At 70.4% G+C, this 19,750-nt stretch carries 20 protein-coding genes; 5 read left to right on the top strand and 15 right to left on the bottom strand.

Translation table 11 applies throughout. From position 1 onward, the window contains the following. Positions 1 to 5: 5 nt before the first annotated feature. Positions 6 to 419 carry an aspartate 1-decarboxylase gene (gene panD / locus JOE59_RS16860; protein WP_204462527.1) on the bottom strand — a complete coding sequence of 138 codons (414 nt, stop codon included), beginning with the start codon at positions 417 to 419 and terminating at the stop codon, positions 6 to 8. Between the two features lie 107 nt (positions 420 to 526). Here panD and JOE59_RS16855 point away from each other — a divergent pair, with 107 nt between their 5' ends. Next, complete coding sequence (locus JOE59_RS16855; protein ID WP_204463460.1) at positions 527 to 928, top strand: DUF2510 domain-containing protein; 402 nt, start codon at positions 527 to 529, stop codon at positions 926 to 928. A gap of 3 nt (positions 929 to 931) precedes the next feature. Here JOE59_RS16855 and JOE59_RS16850 read toward each other — a convergent pair whose 3' ends face one another. Next, positions 932 to 1,315 carry a cupin domain-containing protein gene (locus JOE59_RS16850; RefSeq protein WP_204462520.1) on the bottom strand — a complete coding sequence of 128 codons (384 nt, stop codon included), beginning with the start codon at positions 1,313 to 1,315 and terminating at the stop codon, positions 932 to 934. 74 nt (positions 1,316 to 1,389) lie between these two features. Here JOE59_RS16850 and JOE59_RS16845 point away from each other — a divergent pair, with 74 nt between their 5' ends. From JOE59_RS16845 to JOE59_RS16835, 3 genes are read left to right on the top strand one after another with little or no spacing between them, the layout of a single operon-like run. Continuing rightward, a complete protein-coding gene (locus JOE59_RS16845) occupies positions 1,390 to 1,731 on the top strand; it encodes an ArsR/SmtB family transcription factor (RefSeq protein ID WP_204462518.1) in 342 nt (113 codons plus the stop codon). Further along, positions 1,724 to 2,209, top strand: a complete 486-nt coding sequence (locus tag JOE59_RS16840) for an SRPBCC family protein (RefSeq protein ID WP_204462515.1) — start codon at positions 1,724 to 1,726, stop codon at positions 2,207 to 2,209. The genes JOE59_RS16845 and JOE59_RS16840 overlap by 8 nt, the downstream gene beginning before the upstream one ends. Then, positions 2,209 to 2,769 (top strand): dihydrofolate reductase family protein, encoded by a 561-nt coding sequence (locus tag JOE59_RS16835; protein ID WP_204462513.1) that lies wholly within the window; start codon positions 2,209 to 2,211, stop codon positions 2,767 to 2,769. Before JOE59_RS16840 ends, JOE59_RS16835 begins: the two co-directional genes overlap by 1 nt. Before the next feature lie 11 nt (positions 2,770 to 2,780). Here the strand turns inward: JOE59_RS16835 and JOE59_RS16830 are convergent, their stop codons facing one another. The 6 genes from JOE59_RS16830 to JOE59_RS16800 all read right to left on the bottom strand — a co-directional run bounded on the left by JOE59_RS16830 (position 2,781) and on the right by JOE59_RS16800 (position 9,699). Next, positions 2,781 to 4,193, bottom strand: coding sequence for an MFS transporter (locus JOE59_RS16830; RefSeq protein WP_204463459.1), 1,413 nt, complete (start codon positions 4,191 to 4,193; stop codon positions 2,781 to 2,783). Between the two features lie 166 nt (positions 4,194 to 4,359). Further along, positions 4,360 to 5,094 (bottom strand): type 1 glutamine amidotransferase, encoded by a 735-nt coding sequence (locus JOE59_RS16825; protein ID WP_204462510.1) that lies wholly within the window; start codon positions 5,092 to 5,094, stop codon positions 4,360 to 4,362. Between the two features lie 16 nt (positions 5,095 to 5,110). Beyond that, positions 5,111 to 6,178: a dipeptidase gene (locus JOE59_RS16820; protein WP_204462508.1), complete on the bottom strand. Its 1,068-nt coding sequence runs from the start codon at positions 6,176 to 6,178 to the stop codon at positions 5,111 to 5,113. Positions 6,179 to 6,188: 10 nt separating this feature from the next. Continuing rightward, a complete protein-coding gene (gene menC, locus JOE59_RS18890; RefSeq protein ID WP_239560360.1) occupies positions 6,189 to 8,213 on the bottom strand; it encodes an o-succinylbenzoate synthase in 2,025 nt (674 codons plus the stop codon). Next, entirely contained in the window at positions 8,210 to 8,923 is a 714-nt protein-coding gene (locus tag JOE59_RS16805; protein ID WP_239560356.1) for a MurR/RpiR family transcriptional regulator, read from the bottom strand. The genes menC and JOE59_RS16805 overlap by 4 nt, the downstream gene beginning before the upstream one ends. Next, entirely contained in the window at positions 8,920 to 9,699 is a 780-nt protein-coding gene (locus JOE59_RS16800) for a hypothetical protein (protein ID WP_204462506.1), read from the bottom strand. The genes JOE59_RS16805 and JOE59_RS16800 overlap by 4 nt, the downstream gene beginning before the upstream one ends. Before the next feature lie 118 nt (positions 9,700 to 9,817). On the opposite strand from JOE59_RS16800, the gene JOE59_RS16795 reads away from it, so the two are divergent. Next, the gene (locus JOE59_RS16795) at positions 9,818 to 10,954 is read left to right on the top strand and encodes a M20/M25/M40 family metallo-hydrolase (RefSeq protein ID WP_204462504.1); all 1,137 of its coding nucleotides are present in this window, start codon (positions 9,818 to 9,820) and stop codon (positions 10,952 to 10,954) included. 7 nt (positions 10,955 to 10,961) lie between these two features. Here the strand turns inward: JOE59_RS16795 and JOE59_RS16790 are convergent, their stop codons facing one another. The 7 genes from JOE59_RS16790 to JOE59_RS16760 form a co-directional block, all read right to left on the bottom strand. Beyond that, positions 10,962 to 12,155 (bottom strand): C39 family peptidase, encoded by a 1,194-nt coding sequence (locus JOE59_RS16790; protein WP_204462502.1) that lies wholly within the window; start codon positions 12,153 to 12,155, stop codon positions 10,962 to 10,964. A 13-nt stretch (positions 12,156 to 12,168) separates the two neighbouring features. Next, positions 12,169 to 12,996 carry a serine hydrolase gene (locus JOE59_RS16785; protein WP_239560351.1) on the bottom strand — a complete coding sequence of 276 codons (828 nt, stop codon included), beginning with the start codon at positions 12,994 to 12,996 and terminating at the stop codon, positions 12,169 to 12,171. Continuing rightward, positions 12,993 to 14,102 (bottom strand): C45 family autoproteolytic acyltransferase/hydrolase, encoded by a 1,110-nt coding sequence (locus JOE59_RS16780; protein WP_204462500.1) that lies wholly within the window; start codon positions 14,100 to 14,102, stop codon positions 12,993 to 12,995. Before JOE59_RS16780 ends, JOE59_RS16785 begins: the two co-directional genes overlap by 4 nt. A gap of 7 nt (positions 14,103 to 14,109) precedes the next feature. Continuing rightward, positions 14,110 to 15,834, bottom strand: a complete 1,725-nt coding sequence (locus JOE59_RS16775) for an ATP-binding cassette domain-containing protein (RefSeq protein ID WP_204462498.1) — start codon at positions 15,832 to 15,834, stop codon at positions 14,110 to 14,112. Between the two features lie 2 nt (positions 15,835 to 15,836). Further along, a complete protein-coding gene (locus JOE59_RS16770) occupies positions 15,837 to 16,763 on the bottom strand; it encodes an ABC transporter permease (RefSeq protein WP_239560349.1) in 927 nt (308 codons plus the stop codon). Continuing rightward, positions 16,760 to 17,803 (bottom strand): ABC transporter permease, encoded by a 1,044-nt coding sequence (locus tag JOE59_RS16765; RefSeq protein WP_204462496.1) that lies wholly within the window; start codon positions 17,801 to 17,803, stop codon positions 16,760 to 16,762. The genes JOE59_RS16770 and JOE59_RS16765 overlap by 4 nt, the downstream gene beginning before the upstream one ends. An 89-nt stretch (positions 17,804 to 17,892) precedes the next feature. Then, positions 17,893 to 19,713 carry an ABC transporter substrate-binding protein gene (locus JOE59_RS16760; RefSeq protein WP_239560347.1) on the bottom strand — a complete coding sequence of 607 codons (1,821 nt, stop codon included), beginning with the start codon at positions 19,711 to 19,713 and terminating at the stop codon, positions 17,893 to 17,895. Between the last annotated feature and the right edge of the window lie 37 nt (positions 19,714 to 19,750).

Genomic DNA, 19,750 nt, shown 5'->3' with positions numbered 1-19,750 from the left:
CTCCGTCAGCCGACGGCGTGGGGCGAGCGCTGCGCGCCGGTCGCTCCCGGCTCGGCGGCGTCGCTCCCGAGCGCCACGACGGCGTTCGCGGCATCCACGTGCACGATGCGCGGTTCGAACGTGCGCGCGTCGGCGTCGTCGAACTGCGCGTAGGAGATGAGGATGACGAGGTCGCCCTCGTGCACGAGATGGGCCGCGGCGCCGTTGATGCCGAGCACACCGGATCCGCGCTCGCCCTCGATGACATAGGTCTCGAGTCGGGCGCCGTTCGTCACGTCGACGATCGAGACCTGCTCGCCGCGGAGCAGGTCGGCGGCGTCCATGAGGTCGCGGTCGACCGTGACGGAGCCGACGTAGTGGAGGTCGGCGTGCGTGACGGTGGCGCGGTGGATCTTCGACTTCAGCATGGTCCGGAGCACGACTGCCAGCCTACGGATGCCGCATCCGCTCCCGGACACGGAGATGCCATGCTCACCGGAGGTGCCAGCGACCCTTCTGGATCGCCCCTGACTGGCATACTCGCTGCATGATCGACTCGCCGCCGTCTGCCGAGGGCACCACCGCTGAAGCCGGTTGGTATCCAGACCCCGAGGCATCCGACATGCTGCGCTGGTGGGATGGCGGCGCATGGTCGGAGTCGGATTTCAAGCTGGCACCGAGGCGTGTACGCACGACAGCGATGGGGTCGCTCGAGGATGCGGCGGCACCGCCGTCAACCGAAGGACGAGCGGAGGCCGACTGGTATCCGGGCCCCGCGACACCAGGGGTCCTCCGCTGGTGGGACGGCGCGTCATGGTCGGAAACCGATACCAAGCTCGCCGGTGAGGAGGGCTACCCGCGGTGGCATCCGGACCACTACCGGCAACGCATCCGGTCCGCACTCGAAACGATCTTCATCAAGGTCGCAGCGCGAACCTGGTGGAGATGACCCTCAGTCGAGCTCGCGCAACTGCGCCGTGCGCTCGCTCGGGGTATCGCCGGTGTTCACGGTGCCGCGCGGTTCGATGAGCATCGCCGAGACCTCGCCGTCGGCGCGCGGGCAGTGCTCGACACCGCGCGGCACCACGTAGACGTCGCCGGCGCCGAGTTCGACGTCTCCGTCGCGCAACTGGATCACGAGTCGGCCCGAGACCACCATGAAGAACTCGTCGGTGTCGGGATGCGTGTGCCAGGTGAACTCACCCTGCGCCTTGAAGACCTTCACGTCGTAGTCGTTCACGCTCGCGAGGCGGTGGGGCTGCCAGTGCTCGTCGAAGGAGTCGAGGGCAGCCTGCAGGTTGCGCACATCGCGCTCGTTGGGCACTTCGTCGGTCATCGCGTCATTCTCCTCTTGACGCGGGCGCGCGGTCGACGTAATGTAAGCGAATCATTAATTAAGGAGTTGCTTACATGCAGCAGGGGCCCGACGAGCTCAGCCTCGTGTTCCAGGCGCTCGCCGATCCGACGCGACGCGAGATCCTCTCGCGACTCCGCGGCGGCCCGACGACCGTCGGCGAACTGGCCGAGCCCTTCGCGATGAGCCGGCCCGCGGTCTCGCAGCACCTCAAGGTGCTCGAGCGCGCCGGGCTCATCGAGCGAACCGCGTCGGCCCAGTGGCGCACCTGCACCCTCCGCACCGAACCGCTCGACGAGGCATCCGCCTGGGTCGAGCGCCACCGCGGCGAATGGAATGCACGATTCGACCAGCTCGACGAGCACCTCCGCACGAGGAAGGGAACGACCGATGCCTGAACAGACCGGCACCGCGACGAAGCAGTTCACCATCACGCGCGTCTTCGACGCACCCCGCGACGCCATCTGGCGCGCCTGGACCGACCCCGACGAGGCATCCGCCTGGTGGCACCCCGAGGGCGTCGTGACCCCGCGCGAGACCGTCGAGCTCGACGTGCGCCCCGGCGGGCGCTACCGCTACACGATGATCGCCCCCGACGGCTCGGAGTATCCGACGGCGGGCGTCTACCGCGAGGTCGTCGAACCCGAGCGGCTCGTCTTCACGTGGGGCATGCCGGGCGACGACGAAGCCCCGCTCATCACCGTGACGCTGGCGGAGGTCGGCGAGCGCACCGAGATGACGTTCCACCTCGTCGGCATCGCCGGGGTGCCCGGCGACGAGAACGTCTACGACGGCTGGGCGAGCGCCTTCGACGTGCTCGACGCGCGACTCGACGCACCGCTCGACCGCCCGCTCGACGACGGAGGGCAGCGCTGATGGGCCGGCTCACGGTCGAGCAGATCGTCAGCGTCGACGGGTACGCGGCCGACCTCGACGGCGGCCTCGACTTCATCGGCGCCGCCCGGGGCGGCAACCCGAACGACCACGACCAGCTCGCGTTCCTCGCCGACGTCGATGCGATCCTGCTCGGCGCGAACACCTACCGGATGTTCGCCGAGTACTGGCCGGTCGCCGACCCCGAGGTCGAAGTCGTCGCCGAGCCGATCAACCGCCTGCCGAAGTTCGTGATGTCGAACGCCCTCGAGAGGGCCCCGTGGGGCGACGGGTCGATCGAGATCCTCCGCGGCGCCGCGACCGAGGCCGTCGCCGACCTCAAGACCCGACACGAGCACATCGTCGTCTGGGGCAGCCTCACGCTGGCCGATGCGCTCTTCCGGGCCGGGCTCGTCGACGTGCTGCGCCTGCGCGTCGTGCCGGTGCTGATCGGCGCCGGTCGCCCGTTCACTCCGGCAGACCTCGGCGATCGCCCGCTGGAGCTCGACCACGTGGCCTCGCACCCGAGCGGGCACCTCGGCCTGACCTACCGTCTGAGCTGAGCCGGGCCAGCCTACCGGCGCTCGGCTGACGCCTCGTCGGCGGTGCGGGACAGGGCGTCCGCCGCGTCGCCCGCGGCATCCGGCTCATCCGCCTCATCCGCGTCGGTTGCGCCGGCCTCTGGCCCTGATGGCGCACCCTCCAGGTACTCCGCCGTCAGCAGTCGGTAGGAGCGCGTGCCGAAGGCGAAGAGCGCGAGCACGACCATCGCGAGCCCGCTGAAGAGGAACACCAGGGCGATGCCCCGGGCGTCGCCCTCACCGAGCAGCCAGCCCCAGGTCGCCTGCCCTTCGGCGGACTCCATGTAGGGGATGATCCAGAACTCGGCGATCGGGGCGATGAGGAAGGCGGTGATCGGAGCGGCCGCCGCCTCGAAGGCCTGCGCGAACCCGAACACCCGGCCCTGCCTGCGGAACGGCACGACCTTCTGGATCACCGTCTGCTCCGCGGCCTCCACGGCGGGGATGAGGGTCATGTACAGCCAGATGCCGACACCGTAGAGCACCCACCACTCGCGGATCGTGAACAGGGCCCCGAGCAGCCCCATGCCGATGACGACGAGCAGCATCGTGCGGATCGGATTGCGCCCGAGGCCCCACTTCGCGATCACGATGCCACCGATGATGAATCCCGAGGAGGAGATGCCGAGCACGATGCCCCACGCCTCGACGGGGAACAGGGTCAGGCCGTACGGATCCATGAGTGCCAGGTAGACGCCGCCGATGAGGTTGTTGAACGTCGAGAACACGATGAGCGCGAAGAGGCCCGGCGCTCCGCGTATGGCGGCGATGCTGCCGCGCAGGTCGATCGCGGGCGAGTGGTCCCGGTCGACGACCGGGTGCGCCTCGGGAATGCGCACGAAGAAGAGGTGCACGAGGGCGACCAGGGTGGCCGCGATGGAGATCGCGAGCGTCCACCCCATGCCGAGCATGCCGATCGCCAGCCCGCTGAAGACGCTCGTGACGAGGAATGCGAGCCCCTGCACGGTGCCCACCATGCCGTTGGCGTTCGCGTGCCGCTCCTCGGGCACGAGCAGGGTCACCGTCGTCGACAGCGCGATGTTGCGCATGTTCTCGACGACGGCGCCGAACAGGATGATGCCGGAGAACAGCCAGAACCACGGGCCGCCGAGATCGAGCAGGGCGGACTCGGGTTGCACCAGGTAGAGCACGCCGGCCACCGTGAACGAGCCGAGGGACACGAGGCTCGAGAACACCATGACGCCGTGCTTGCGGTGCCGGTCGACGATCGTGCCGAAGAAGATCGAGAAGAGCGCGATGAGCAGCATGTACGCACCGCCGATGACGCCCGTCGCGAGCACCGACCGCGTCTCGAGGTAGACCCAGAAGGTGAGCGCGAACCAGAGGAAGCTCGTCGTGACGTTCGCGATCATCGTGTTCACGAGCACCTGCACGAAGGTGCGCATGCCACCGGGCGGCGGCACGACGGGTGCGGGCGACCCTGGCGCAGGCGACCCCGCGGCGGGCGCCGCCTGCAGCGCCTCGCCCGGTCCGGATCCGCCGGGCTCGTCGGTCACCCTGCGAGGATAACCAGCCCCCGCGACATCCGGAACCCCCTCGGCCGGAAGGGCCTCAGCCGACGCGCGCGACGCGCGAGGCCACGACCTCGGCGGCGAACGCCGTCGCGAGCCGGGCGCAGCGCGCCGCGGATTCCTGCTCATGCACGAGGGCCGCCTCGACCAGCTGCTGCTTGTCGAGGCCGGCCGCGGCGAGCGCGGCATCGTCCCACTTCTCGAGGTCGAGCGCGCCCGCCTCGGGGTGGAACTGCACCCCGCGTACATGACGGCCGAGCCGGAAGGCCTGGTTGACGCACGCCTCGCTCGAGGCGAGCAGCACGGCGGCATCGGGCAGGCGCGTGATCATGTCCTCGTGGTTCTCGATCACGTGCGCGACGGGCGAGAGCGGTGACAGCACGGCGTCGTCGGCCCCCTGCTCCGTGACGAAGACGGGGGTCGCGCCACGCTCGGGGGTGCCGTAGGCGGCACGCACCTCGCCGCCCGCGACATGGGCGAGGATCTGCGCGCCGAGGCAGACCCCGAGGGTCGGGATATCGCCGGCGATCGCCTCGGCGGCGAGCTCGCGCTCCCGGGCGAGCCATGGGGCGCGATCGTCGTCGTCGGGCATGAGCCCGCCGCCGAGCATGATCAGGCCGTCGAAGGAGCCGAGGTCTTCTGGCAGCCCCTCCTCGCCGACGACCACGACGAGATCGACCCCCGCCTCCTCGAGCCACGGCCGCATGCGCCGCAGGCTGCTCGGGCGGGAGTTCACGACCACGAGCACCCTCGGGCCGTCATGCACTGTCACCATCTGCGCTCTCGCTCTCTCACGCCTCGACGGGTCGGCTCGCGCCGGCTCCGGTGAAGCCCAGGTAGTCGTCATCGGATGCCGCGACCACACGCAGCACGTTCCCGGTGCCGAGCTTGCGCAGCTCGGCCTCGGTCCAGCCGCGGCGGGCCAACTCGGCGAACAGCACCGGGTAGCCCGAGACGTCGTCGAGCCCGTCGGGCATGTCGTCGGTGCCGTCGTAGTCGCCGCCGAGGCCGACTCCGTCGATGCCCGCGACGTTGCGCACGTGCTCGACGTGGTCGGCCGCGTCGGCGACGGTGACGGGCGGCTTCGGTCCCGTCTCCCCCGCGTTGACCCAGTCGCGGCGGTCGGCCGTGAGGAACGAGGGCACGAAGGTGACCATGTAGACGCCGCCGCCGTCGGCGACCCGCCGGATGATGCGGTCGGGCATGTTCCGCGGATGCGGGTTCAGGGCCGCGGCACTCGAATGGCTGACGAGCGTCGGCCGGGTCGACGTGTCGAGTGCCGCGTCGGCCGTGGCGACCGACACGTGCGCGAGGTCGACCAGCATGCCGATGCGATTCATCTCGGCTACGACCTCGCGGCCGAACTCGGTGAGCCCGCCGTGCCGCGCCTCATCGGTCGCGGAGTCCGCCCAGTCGCTCGTCGAGGTCCAGGTGAGCGTCATGTAGCGCGCGCCGAGTCGGGCGTACTCGCGCAGCACCGCGAGCGAGCCGTCGATCTGACCGCCGCCCTCGACACCGATCATCGAGGCGATCCGGCCCGCGGCCATCGCGCGTCGGGCCGCCTCGGCGGTCGTCGCGAGCTCGAACGTCTCGGGGTAGCGGGCGGCCATGCGGTGCACGAAGTCGATCTGCTCGAGCGTCGCGCGCACAGCGGCGGCCCCCTCGATCGCCGAGTCGACCCACACCGACCAGAACTGTCCGGCGACGCCGCCGTCGCGCAGCTTCGGGATGTCGGTGTGGAGGAGGGTCGGCTCGGTGCCGTCGAGTCCCTCGACCGAGTACCCGCGCTCCGCGCGCGCCGTCCACGGCAGGTCGTTGTGCCCGTCGAAGACGGGGATCTCGAATCGCTCGTACTGCATGTCGCCGTCCTCAGTGCTCTCGGGAGATCAGGTGGGTCTGGAGCCGGGCCGTCAGCTCGGCGTCGAAGGTGCGCTGCACGCCGTCGAGCTCTGCGACCGCGACGGCCGAGCGCGTGCTCGAGAGCAGCCAGATGTCGTCGGCCGAAGCGAGCTGCTCGACGCGCACGGGCTCGCGGTGCGTCTCGTGGCCGAGCTCGGCGAGCAGTTCGATCGCGCTCGCGAGGGTGGTGCCCGCCAGGATGCCGTCGTCACTCGGCGGGGAGACGAACCGATCGCCGAACCGCAGCAGCACCGTCGACGAGGGTCCTTCGAGCACGAAGCCGTCGCTGCTCGTGAAGATGACATCGGCCGCGCCGCGCCGCGCCGCTTCGCGCAGCACCGACTTGTTCACCGCGTACGACAGCGACTTCGCTCCCTGCAGCAGCCACGGCGAGGTGCGCGCGACGTCGCGGCGGTACCCGCGGTCGAGCGTGACGACGGCGACGCCCTGTTCGCGCGGCACGGTGAAGTCGGCGGCGTCGGCGAGGTAGACCCAGCCCACCGGCACGCCGGCGCCCTCGACTCCGCGCGTCATCACGAACTTGACGAAGCCGTCGGCGGGGCTGTCGTGCGCTGCGATCGCGGCGTGGATGGCGTCGCGCCACACGTCGAGCTTCGGCGCGGGCAGGTCGAGCATCGCCGCGGAGCGGGCGAAGCGCTGCAAGTGGTCCTCGATCGCCTGCGGACGGCCGCGGTGCACGCCGAGCGTCTCGAAGACGCCGTCGCCGCGCGTCGCGCTGAGGTCGCGCACGTCGAGCTGCGGCGCGTCGACGTCGGCGCGGTGGAACGGAGTCCCCACGACCGGGCCGCCCTCGGCCGCGTCGTCGACCATGAACAGCACGGCAGCGGATGCCCCGGCTCGCGTGTCGTTCGGCGAGGCGCGCTCATCGGAGTCGAAGCGGCGCTCGAGGTTCTGCTCGATCCAGGCCAGGTCGACCTCGAAGCCGATGCCGGGCCCCGTCGGCACCTTCACGATGCCGTCGCGCGCGGTCACGGCCGGCACGATCACGTCGCGTGCGTAGTACTTGTCGGACCCCGAGACATCCGAGGGGTAGCTGAAGTGCTCGAGGGAGGAGAGGGCGAGGTTCGCGGCTCGCCCGATTCCGAACTCGTGCATGCCGCCGCACCACACCGGGATGCCCGCGCCACCGGCGAGGTCGTGCGCGGCCTTGGCGACCGTCAGTCCGCCCATGCGGGAGACCTTGATGTTCAGCACTCGGCCCGAACCGAGCGCGATCATGGTGCGCAGGTCGTCGAGCCGCACGACGGACTCGTCGAGGCAGACGGGCGTCTCGATGCGCTCCTGGAGGCGCGCATGGCCGACGAAGTCGCCGGGCGCGAAGGGCTGCTCGATCATGCTGAGCGCCTCGGCGTCGAACCCGGCCAGTCGCTCGATGGTGTCGTCGTCGCTCGAGTAGGCACCGTTCGCATCGACGTGCATCAGGAGGTCGGGGAACGCTCGGCGCACCTCGCGCACGGGGGCGAGGTCCCAGCCCGGGGCGATCTTCAGCTTCACCCGCCCGTAACCGGCGTCGAGCTGCGCCGCCACCTGCGCGAGCAGTTCGTCGATGGTCGGTTCGATGCCGAGCGAGACACCGGCGGCGACCTCGGTGCGGGTGCCGCCGAGCGCCTCGGCCAGCGGGACGCCGCGCGACATCGACCAGAGGTCCCACGCCGCCCCGGCGAAGCCCGCCTTCGTGAACTCGTGGCCGCGGATCTTCCGCCAGAGCGCGTCGACCTCGCTCGGGTGCTGCCACTCGGTATCGATCACGAGCGGCACGAGATAGCTGGTCGCGATCGACCAGGCCGTCTCGGTGTTCTCGGCCGTGAAGTACGGGTCGCTCGGCGAGGCGATCTCGCCCCATCCGGTGGCACCGGTGTCGTCGGTGAATCGCACGAGGATGTGCTCGAGGCCGGTCTTGCGGTGCGAACTCGTCTGGAAGCCGTGCACGAGGGGCAGGCTCACCTGGAAGAGTTCGATGCGGGTGACCCTCATGGTGCGTCCTCGTCGTTGCGGTGGTCGAAGTACAGGTTCATCTCGTGGTTCAGCTCGTCGCGCGTCGCCAGCCGTCGACGGGCGCCCTTCGCGCTCGCGGTCGTGAGCGTGCTGAGCAGGTGGCAGACGGCGGCGACCGAGGTCGGCGAGTCGGCATACGACGCGGATCCGGTCTGCAGCACGATGAGCGAGGTCGCGAACGGCGCGAGCGGCGCCTCCTCGCTGTCGGTGAAGACGACGAGTTGGCCGCCCGCCTCGCTGAAGAGCCGGCCGAGCGTGACCGTCTCGCGACGGTAGCGGCGCAGCGAGAAGAGGATGAGCACGTCGGTCGAGCGCACGTCGCTCAGCACGTCGAGCGGGTTCAGCGCATGCCCGTCGATCAGGTAGACGTTCGGCACCGTCGCGGCGAGGTCGGCGTTCAGGAGCGCGGCGTATGCCGCCGACTTGCCCTCGCCCGCGATGAACTTGCGGCGTGAACCGAGGATGATCGCGGCCGCCTGCGGCACGGCCGCGCTCGCGCGGAGGTGTGCGAAGGTGCTCTCGAGCGAAGCCGCCTCGGTCTCCATCACGCGGTCCTGGAGCCCCTCGGCCGAGAGGTTCTTGCGCATGCGCATGCCGAACCGGGCCTCGGGCGAGCTCAGGGTGCGGTTGAGTTCGTGCTCGAGCTGATCGTGCTCGAGCTGCTCGTCGCTGCGTGCCTGCATCGTCATCGGTGCCGCCCGCCTGCTGTCGCCGGCACGGCGAGGTAGGCCGAGGCACCCGAATCGATGCGCTGACAGCTCACGAGTACGAAGCCCTGCTCGTGCAGGTGCTGCATCGTGTCGTGCAGCCGGGCCGTGCCCGCTTCACCGGTCGGGACGACCACCCATCGGCCGGCCCCTTGGGCGATCGCCGCACCCGGCTCCGCACCCGCGAGTGAGGCAGGGGGTCGCTCGGCGCGAGCCTCGGCGTAGGGGTCGGCACCTGCCGCCAACGGCCAGTCGACGAGCAGCCGATCGGTGCCGGGGCGCCCGTAGTAGTCGCGCACGAATGCGGCGCTGTGCGCCCCGAGGGTGTCGAAGTTGAAGTGGGCGTTGCGCCCGAGGGCGGGGTCGAACGCCCAGCGCATCGTCGAGACCCCCGAGGCGAGCACGACCTCTCGCTGGCGCAGCTTGAGCAGCCGTCCGACGCCGCGGCCCTGCGCGTGCTGCTCGACCACCGCGGCCTGCGAGTAGTGGAAGACGCCCGACTCGTCGGACCCGAGGAATCCGTATGCGAAGCCGATGAGCTCGCCGTCTGCCGACCGTACGCCGATCGCCGACCCGCCGTTCCGCACGAGCGCGCTCAGCAGGTTGCTGTTCAGCGCGAGCTCCTCCGAGGAGTAGCCGAAGACGCGTCGGTACAGCGCACTCGCCTGCTGGAAGTCTTCGTACTTCGAGAGCTCATGGGTGGTGAGCGGCTCGCCCATCCCACGGTCTCGCGCCTGCGCCTCGGTCACGCTGTTCATTATACGAATCATATAATTGACACGTCCAGCGAAATCACCACGCGTTTCGCCCGGAATTCTTCGACCATGGCTCGACGGTGTTGCTACCATATGCTTCATATCTTCGACAAGGAGCGACATGACGCCAGCAGAGGTCGGGGCAGCGGTGGATGCCGCGTGGCACACGGTGCTCGAGCGCCTGGAGCAGCTCGTCCGCATCGAGACCCCCTCGTTCGACGCGGCGGCGAGCGCACGCATCGCCCGGTTGCTCACGGAGTGGTTCGAGCCGCTCGCGAGCGAGGTGCGAGCCCTCGTCACGGAGGCGGGCACGCACCTCGTCATCGAGGTCGCCGGCACGAGCGACGAGCCGCCGCTCCTGCTGCTCGGCCACTCCGACACGGTGTGGGACCACGGCGCACTGACCGGCGACGTGCCGTGGTCGGTCGACGGCGACGTCGTGCGCGGCCCGGGCGTCTTCGACATGAAGAGCGGGCTCGTGATCATGCTCACGGCGCTCGAGATCCTGCGGGATCGCCCGAGGCGCACGGTGCGGATCCTCGTCAACTGCGACGAGGAGGTCGGCTCGCCCACCTCGCAGGAGCTGGTGCGCACGGCGCTCGACGGCGTTGCCGGCGTCATCGGCTTCGAGTCGCCGCACCCCGACGGCGCATTCAAGGTCGGGCGCGCGGGCAGCACGCGGCTGCGGCTCGAGGTCGAGGGCAGGGCGGCGCACGCGGCGCTCGACCCCGAGATCGGCGTCTCGGCCATCGACGAACTCGTCGACCAGTTGCTCGTCGTACGCGAGATCGTCGCCGAGGCCTCCGCGACCAACCCGGTGCTCTGCAACGTGGGCACGATCAGCGGAGGCGCGAGGGCGAACGTCGTGCCCGACGCGGCCTCCGCCGAGATCGGGCTCCGCTTCGTCGACGGCGAATCGGAGCGCCACGTGCTCGACGCGCTCGCTCGGCTCGACCCGATCCGTTCGGGCGCGGTCGTGCGCGCGGTCGTGCTGACGAGCCGCCCGGCATGGCAGGCGGGCGCAGGCGACGAGGCACTGCTCGAGGAGGTGAGGCGCGCGGCATCCGCTCTCGGGCAGTCGGCGAGCGGCCGGCCCGCCGCCGGAGCCGGCGACACGAACCTCGTCGGCTCGCTCGGTGTCGCGACGATCGACGGATTCGGCCCGCGCGGCGGCGGCGCGCACGCGGTGACCGAGCATCTGCTGCTGTCGTCGCTGCGGGAGCGCATCGAGCTGCTCACGGCGGTGCTCGCCCGCTGAGTCCCGCTCACCAGCTGCGTTCCTCACCGGGCGCGGCCGGCAACGGCACGTCGGCGGGGCGCATCACGTAGACCACGCCGCCGCTGCCGCCGGTGCTCCGCACCCAGGCGCGTTCGAACGCCCCGCGCGGATAGCTCCGGCGAACAGCCGCCTTCTCAGGCGCCGCAGGGTCGTTCACGACGACGTCGCCGTCGACCGTGAACCCCGCGATGACGAGCAGGTGCCCCTCGGTGACGTAACCCGCCTCGGGGAGCTCGTCGCGAGTGAACCCGACCGAGGCGACGAGCGGGATGCCTGCGGCGATGAACCGTTCGGCCTCGTCGAGCGAGCGCAACCGGGTGACGAACGACTCGATCCCGTTCCGTGCGGCGAACGCGGCGTTGAACGACCAATTGCCCGTGCCGGCGTAGTCGTGGTCGTAGCATCCGGCGGCAGCCCAGACGACCTCGGGGTCGCCGTTCGGCGCCTCGATGCCGACCAGGGCCTCGCCCGAGGGCAGCCGGTCCCAGAAGCCGAGCACCATGGCGGTCGAGGTCGGCGAGCACCAGGCCTCGCCGCCCCCGCCGAGCTCGACCTGCGCCCCGCGGTGCAGCTGCTGCGAGAACCGCGGCACGTCGAGCGCGATGCCGCGGGCGCCGCCCCGGTCGGCGCCGTCGTGCTCGGGCTCGGGCGTCGAGTCGTCGATCGCCGAGACCATCGCCCCCACCATCACGAGCGAGGCATCGGCTTCGACGTCGTCACCGCGGGCGAAGGTCACGCGAAGCCGGTACGCCGTGAACGCCCGGCCCTCGGCGGCGACGAAGGTGTCGGCGTGCACGGATGCATCGGCGCCTCGCTGCCCGGACACCGTCGTGCGCCGGATGCCCCGCGCTGCATCGTCGCGCTCCGTCCACCGCGCGAGCACGAACCAGTCGGTCCACCCTCCGGCGTTCCGGGCGCTGAGCTCGAGTTCGATCCACGTGCCCGGCGGGGTGATCGCGTGCCACGACAGGATCGCCTCGGTCGACGGGAACGGCACCTCGACGGCATCGGAGCTCCACCGGCTCGGCGACGTCGACACCGACACCGACACCGACGAGTCGGCTTCATCAGCACGCGTCGGCCTCAGGCGTTCCGCGTCGTCGACGACGGTGCCCGCGTGGGTTCCCCGGGAGAACCCGGTCGCCCCGCGCACCGCGCTGAACTGCACGTGCCGTGCCATGAGATTCCCCGTCTCAGCCGTGCAGGAGATGGTCGCGGATGACGTCGCCGGCCTCGCGCATCGTCGCGAGCGCCTCGTCGCGATGATCGGAGCCCCGCTCCCAGTTCGCGAGCACCGAGTACGCCACTCGACGCTTCGGCGACATCGCCACGCCGACGTCGCCGCGCACGCGGCTCGTCGTGCCGGTCTTGTTCCACATCCAGATGTCCCGGTCGTAGAAGTAGTGCGCGAGCGGGTCGAGGCCCCACGCAGACGCCACCATCGAGCAGTCCATGCCCGCGCCGAGCCATCGGCGCAGGGTGTCGCACCCGGCCTCGGTCAGCACCTCGTTCTTCGCGACCCGAGCGACGAAGTCGGTGAGCTCCCGGGCGCTGCCCGTCGAGAGGTTCGGAGGAAAGCCCGTCGGGATCGGCCAGCGCACGATGTCGTCGAGCGAGGAGTCGGTGTAGCCGAGGGCCGCGGTCGACGCGTGCACCGCGTCGAGGCCGACCCGGCGGCACATCGTGTTCGTGGCCGCGTTGTCGCTCACCGCGCCGATGAGCGCGCAGAGGTCGTAGATGCTGAGCGTGTCGGCCTGCAACAGGTACCAGAGCCCCGAGTTGTCCATCCACTCGCTCGGGCGGCGGGTCACCGGCTCGTCGAGTCGCAGCTCGCCGCGCTGCTCGAGTTCGAGCAGCGCGTGCAGCAGGAACACCTTGCCGATGCTCGCCGTGTCGAGGGCGAGGTGCTCGCCCTGCTCGAAGAGCACCTGGCCCGAGTCGAGGTCGACCGCCTTGGCCGACCAGGTGATGCCCGATCCCGTCGCGAACTCCATGCGCTCCCCCGTTCCGCTCTGCGTCATGCCCGTGCCTCGGTCTCGAGCACGCGTCCGGCCGCGAAGGCACCGAGCTCCAAGGTCGTCGGCTCGCCGCGCCCCTGCACGATGATGCGGTCGTTCGCGAGATCGGCCACGGTCGTCGTGAAGGTCCAGAGGCCGGTCGAGCGGTTCAGCACGCCGTCGGACCGGAGCGCCGCGAACACCGACTCCGCGTCGAGCACGGCGCCCTGCCGGCCGGCCCGCCGTTCGTCGAGGTGCCCGCTCAGGCGTTCGCCACGGGTGCGGCTCTCGACGAGCGACTCGTCTCCCGCCGCCGGCTGCATGCCCGGCCCCGGCTCGCCGACGAACCGCAGGTGGTTCGTGTGCCAGAGACAGGGGGCGTCGGCCGAGGCATCCGTCGTCACGACGACGCCCGCGGCGTTCTCGATCATGACGGCCCGGCCGGTCCCGCGGTCGCCGATGTTGAACGAGAAGCCGCCGGCGCACGGCACGGACCGGACGCGGTCGATCGCCTCGCTGCCCGAGCGGCTCCGTTGCGCATGTCGGGCGACGAAGTGGCGTCCGGCGCCGTTCGCATCGGGATCGACGACGGGCAGGTGGTCGAGGCCCCACACCGTGCCCGCCTCCGTTGCCACGAAGGAGTTGGCGGGCAGGAAGCCCGGGTACCAGACGACCGTCATGCTCGGGTCGCCCTCGACGACGAGGGTGACGAGGCACACGTCATCGGCCGAGTCGCCTGCGCCATCCTCGTTGTGGCCGACGACGAGGGCATCGGATGTCGCGACGGACACGTCGCTGCATCCGGTGCCGTCCCGCCCGAGGTCGCCGCGGAGGTTGTAGACCCACAGGTCGAACGCGGGCACGCCCGCCCCCTCGGCGAGGAGGTCGAGCTCACGCGACTCCACCGGGCAGAGCCGGCGCGTGGACGCCTCGATGCGCCGCATGCGCTCGCCCACGACCTCCCGCTCGACGCGGGTCATGAGCGCCGACCACTGGGCGTCGGCGCGCGAGCGGATGTCGCGGATGCGCTCGGCGAAGTGCGCGCCGAGCTCGCGGAAGACCGTCTCGCGGTCACCCGTGACGACGACCCAGGGCAGGCCCGACACCGGGACGTTCTCGTGGACGGTCACTCGCGGATCACCGGGCCGTCTCGAGCACGCCCTCGCGGCCCACGATCTTCGGTGCCGCGGCGAGCAGCTTCCTCGTGTACTCGTGCTGCGGGTCGAGGAGCACCGTCTCGGTGGCACCCCGCTCGACGATCTCGCCGTGGTACATCACGGCGACGGTGTCGGCGATGTTCCATGCGAGACCGAGATCGTGCGTGATGACGAGCGCGGAGAGGCCGAGCTCGTCGCGCAGGCGGAGCAGGAGCGCGAGGATCTCGCCTCGTGCCGAGGCGTCGAGCGAGGCGACCGGCTCATCGGCGATGAGCATCTGCGGGTTCATCGCGAGGGCGCCCGCGATCACGACACGCTGGCGCTGCCCTCCCGAGAGCTCGTGGGGGATGGCCTCGAAGAAGTGCTCGGGCGGCATCAGCTCGGCGTTCTCGAGGCTCGCGGCGACCTGTGCGCGTTCGTCGCCCGGATAGCGCTGGATGCGGAGCCCCTCGGCGACCGACTCGTAGACGCTGAGCTTCGGGTTCAGGGCGGCCGACGGGTCCTGCAGGATGAGTTGCACCTGACGGCGGAACTCGCGCAGCCGCTTCGTCGAGCGCCCGAGCGGCTTGCCGCGGAAGAGCACCTGCCCGCCCTGGTCGGGCGCCTCGAGACCGAGGAGCGTGCGGGCGAGCGTGGTCTTGCCCGAGCCCGACTGCCCGACGAGCGCGACGATCTCGCCCTGACGGCACGCGAGGTCGACCCCGCGCACCGCCCGAACGCTCTTGCCTCGCGAACGGAACGTCACGCTGAGGTTGCGGGCCTCCAGCAGCACCTCGCCGGTCGCCCCTGCGCCGCTCTTCGTCGGTGCGGGCATGGGCGCCGAGGCATCCGCTGCGCCGATCGCGTCGATCGAGCCCGTCGCGACCGAGTCGGTGCGGCGCGTGACCGGCTTCAGCCGCGAGGCCGGGTCGCCGATCGTCGGAAAGGCGTCGGCGAGCTGCTTCGTGTACGCCTCGCGCGGTTCGGTGCAGATCTGCTGCGATTCGCCGACCTCGACGAGCTCGCCGTTGCGCATGACGGCGATGCGCTCGCACGCGGTGGCGAGCACCGAGAGGTCGTGGCTGATCATGAGGAGCGAGATGCCCCGACGGGTCACGAGGTCTTTCACCACCTCGAGGATCTGCCCCTGCACGATGACGTCGAGCGCGGTGGTCGGCTCGTCGGCGACGATGATGTCGGGCTCGCACGCGAGCGCCATCGCGATCATGATGCGCTGCTTCTGGCCGCCCGACAGCTCGTGCGGGTACGCGGCCGCCTTCGCGATCGGCAGGTCGACCTGGTCCATCAGTTCCGCGAGGCGCGCCTTGCGGGCCTCGGCGGTGCGCCACCCGTCCTTCACGTGCAGCTCGAGGGCCTCGATGATCTGCTGGCCGACGGTGCGCACGGGGTTCAGCGAGTGCATCGCCCCCTGGAAGACGATCGCCACCTCCGACCAGCGCAGGGCGCGCAGCTCGCCGAAGCTCAGTTCGGCGACGCTGCGGTCGCCGACGCGCACCTGGCCGTCGATCACGGCGTTGTCGGGAAGCAGGCGCAGCGCACTCATCGCGAGCGTCGACTTGCCGGAGCCCGACTCGCCGGCGATGCCGAGCGTGCCGCCGGCGGGCAGCGAGAGGCTCACGCCCCGCACGGCGGCGATGTCGCCGCGACCCCGCGACGCGGCCGTGCGATAGGTGATGGAAACGTCGTCGAAAACGAGATCGGGCATGCTCAACGGCTCCTGAGGGTCGGGTTCACGATGGCTTCGAACGCGCGCCCGACCAGGGTGAACGCGAGCACCACGAGCACGATCGCGAGGCCGGGGATGACGACGTACCACCAGTAGCCGCTCGTCGCGGCCGAGACGTCCATCGAGTCCTTCAGGATCGTGCCCCACGACTGCTGGGTGGGGTCGCCGAGGCCGAGGAAGGCGAGCGTCGATTCGGCGATGATCGCCGAGCCGACGGTGAGCGTCGTGTTGGCGAGCACGAGCGGCAGCACGGCGGGGAAGAGGTGCTTGCCGATGATGTGCCAGTGCCCGGCGCCGAGCACCTGGGAGCGCTCGACGTACGGACGCGCCTCGACCGCGAGCGTCTGGGCTCTCACGAGTCGGGCGGTGGCCGCCCATGAGGTCACGCCGATCGCGATCACGATCGTGAGCACGCCCCGGCTCAGCACCGACGACAGCACGATGGCGAGCACGAGCGAGGGCAGCACCAGGAAGAAGTCGACGAAGCGCATGATGATGCCGCCGGTGACCCCCGTGAAGTGACCCGCGGCCATGCCCACGAGGGTGCCGATGATCATCGACATCGCCGTGGCGGCGACGCCGACGAGGAGCGAGGTGCGAGCACCCCAGATCATGCGCACCCACAACTCGCGACCCTGGTGGTCGGTGCCCATCGGGTGCTCCCACGACGGCGGCGCGAAGCGCGGCTGATCGGTGAGCTGGGTGACGTCGAGCATCGAGCGGTCGGCGATGACCGGGGCGAGGATCGCGAGGAGGATCACGACGCCGAGGAAGATCAGCCCCGACATGCCCGAGGCGCTCGAGCGGAACTCGCGCCACAGCTTCGCGGCGGACGCCCGACGCCGGCGGCTCGCGACCTGCCGGGTCGTCATCTGGGCAACCGGCCGTGCCTGTTCGGTGGTGCTCATGCGCGCCTCACTCTCGGGTCGAGCTGCCGATAGATGAGGTCGGCGATGAGATTCATGACGATGATGATCGTCGAGAAGACGACGAAGGTGCCCTGCAGCAGGGGCATGTCGGGGCCGCTGATGGCCTCGTAGGTGAGCTTGCCGAGACCGGGCCAGGAGAAGACGGTCTCGACCGTGACCGCGCCGGCCACGAGACCGCCGATGTGCATGAAGACGAGGGTGACCGTGGGCAGCAGCGCGTTCGGCACCGCGTGCCGGCGCCGCACGAGGTCGTCGCGCAGGCCCTTCGCGCGGGCGGTCGTCAGGTAGTCGGACGACTTCTCCTCGAGGAGCGAGGCGCGCATGACCATGAGGTACTGGGCGAAGACGACCGCGACCATCGTGACCACGGGGAGCACCATGTGGCGGGCGACGTCGACGACGTAGTCGAAGGTGCCCGGCTCGACGCCGGGGCTGACCATGCCGCCCGTCGGGAACCAGCGCAGGGTGCCGCCGAAGATCATGAGGAGGATCAGCGCGAGCCAGAACGTGGGCACCGACCACAGGGTGAGCGAGGTGCCGGTGGCGATCTTGTCGAAGAGCGAGCCGCTGCGCCAGGCCGCGCGCTGGCCGAGCCACAGCCCGAGCGCGATCGCGATGATCGCGGAGGTGCCGGTGAGCAGGAGGGTCGGCCCGAGGTACTGCCCGATCAACTCGCTCACCGGGGTGCGGTACACGTAGCTCTCGCCGAGGTTGCCGCTGAAGATGTTGACGAGGTAGTCAAGGAACTGCTGCGTGACGGGCTTGTCGAGGCCGTACTGCCTGCGGAGCTCCGCGATCTGCTCGGGGCTCATCGGGCGTTCCTGCGCGATGCGCCGCACCGGGTCGCCCGGCAGCACTCGGAACGCGAAGAAGCCGAGCAGCACGACCATGACGAGGCTGATGAGCGCCCCGCCGAGCTTGGTGCCGAAGTAGCTCAGGAACGACGAACGCGTCGGCGATGCCTCCGCGAGCTTCTCGTCGTGCACCTCCGCGTTCACGGGGGTGATCGTGTCTGTCATTGCGCTCCGTCTCCTTCTTCCTGCGCCCGACGTCGGTCGCCCGGTCGGATGCCGCGGTGAGCGGCACCCGACCGGGCAGTGCGAGAACGCTACTCGCGGTCGCCCGCGGTCTTGCGCCGTCGCACGATCACGATCGCGACGACACCGGCGGCGACGACGAGCACGCCGAGGCCGATCCAGAGCGCGGCACCCGGACCGGACTGCTCAGCGGCCGACGAAGCCTCGTCGACGACGGGCTCCACCGTGTAGTAGCCCCAGTAGCCGGCCTGGTTCGCGATGATGCCGTTGTCGGCGGGCTGCGTGGTGAAGCCCGTGAAGCGGTCGGAGCGGTAGGCCTCGAGCGACTGGCCGTACCAGAGGGTGATCTGCGCGACGTCCTCGTAGTGCATGCGCAGCATGTCGTGCACGATCTCGGCGCGCTTGGCCTCGTCGAGCTCCGAGTGCTGCTCGGCGTAGAGGGCGTCGAACTCGGGGTTGCAGTAGCCGTCCTGGCTCGTGGCGCCGTTGCCCTCTGCGTCGGGACGCGAGGAGCACAGGTTGATGCCGAGCTGGTAGTCGGGGTCGGGGTTGACGCTCCACCCGGAGAAGTACATGTCGTAGTCGCTGACTGCCGTGCGGTCCGAGATGGTGTCGCTGTCGGTGGTCTCGAGCTTCAGCTCGACGCCGATGTCGGCCATCCAGGGCACGAGATACTCGGACGCCGACATCTCGACGATGTCCTCGGCGTCGGCGAGCAGGCGGATCGAGAGTCGGTTGCCGTCCTTCTCGCGGATGCCGTCAGCGCCGGCGACCCAGCCCGCGTCGTCGAGCTTGGCCATCGCGGCGTCGGGATCGAACGACACGATCGCCTCGTCGTCATCGGGCAGGTGCCACTTCTCGAACGCGATCGGGATGAAGCTCGTGGCGGGAGCGCCGTAGCCGCCCAGCACGTTCTTCAGCAGCGACTCCTGGTCGATGCCGAGGCGGATCGCCTCGCGCACGGCGGGCTCCTTGAGCGCGGGGCTGCCGGTGCCGTAGGCGACGCCCTCGGGCGTCTCGGCTCCGGCGTTCACGCTGAGCGAGGTGAAGCGACGGCCCGTGCCGGCGTGGGTCGTGATGCCCTCTTCGCCTTCGAGCGCCGTCATCTGGGTGTCGGTGAGCCCGGTGACGAGGTCGACCTCGCCGGCGCGCAGCGCCTGGATCTGGGCATCGGAGTTCGTGTAGTAGATGTACTGGATGCCGTCGATCTTGGGGGCGCCCCGCCAGAAGTTGGGGTTCGCCTTGAGGGTGATCGACTGGTTCGCGGAGTAGCTCTCGAGCGTGTACGGCCCGGAGCCCACGACGTCGGCGTCGTTGGTGAACGTCGTGGGGTCGTCGACTTCGGACCAGATGTGCTCGGGCAGCACGGGGATCTCGGTGCCGGGGTTCGGCGCCTGCGGCGTCTTGAGGTTGATGACGACGGTGAGGTCGTCGGGCGTCTCGACGCTCTCGAAGTTCGCCACGAGGTTGCCGTTGGCGGTGCCGAGCATCGGGTCGTTCATCATCGACTCGTACGTGTACTTGACGTCGGCGGAGGTGATCGGCTCGTCGTCGGACCACTTCATGCCCTCGTGCAGGGTGAAGGTCCAGGTCATGCCGTCGGGGCTGGCCTCCCACTTCTCCGCGAGGCCCTCGGTCGGGGAACCGTCTTCGGCGTCGTTCTGCACGAGGCTCTCGTAGACGTACCGGATGATGTTCGTCGGCGTCAGGTAGATCGAGATGAACGGGTTGAAGGTGTCGACGAAGCCGGCCGTCGCGATGCGCAACGTCTTGGCGTCGGCACTCTCCGACGCCGAGGGGCTCGCTTCAGCGACGACCGGTGCCGCGAACGCGGTCGCGGCCGGGCCGATCGCGAGACACGCCGCGAGGGAAACCGCGGCGACGGTGGACAACCGGCGTCGCGCCTTTCCGTTTCTGGGGGCTGGTGTA

This window comes from Agromyces cerinus (assembly GCF_016907835.1).
Taxonomy (GTDB): Bacteria; Actinomycetota; Actinomycetes; order Actinomycetales; family Microbacteriaceae; genus Agromyces; species Agromyces nitratus.
This window is presented reverse-complemented; position numbering and strand designations above follow the sequence as displayed.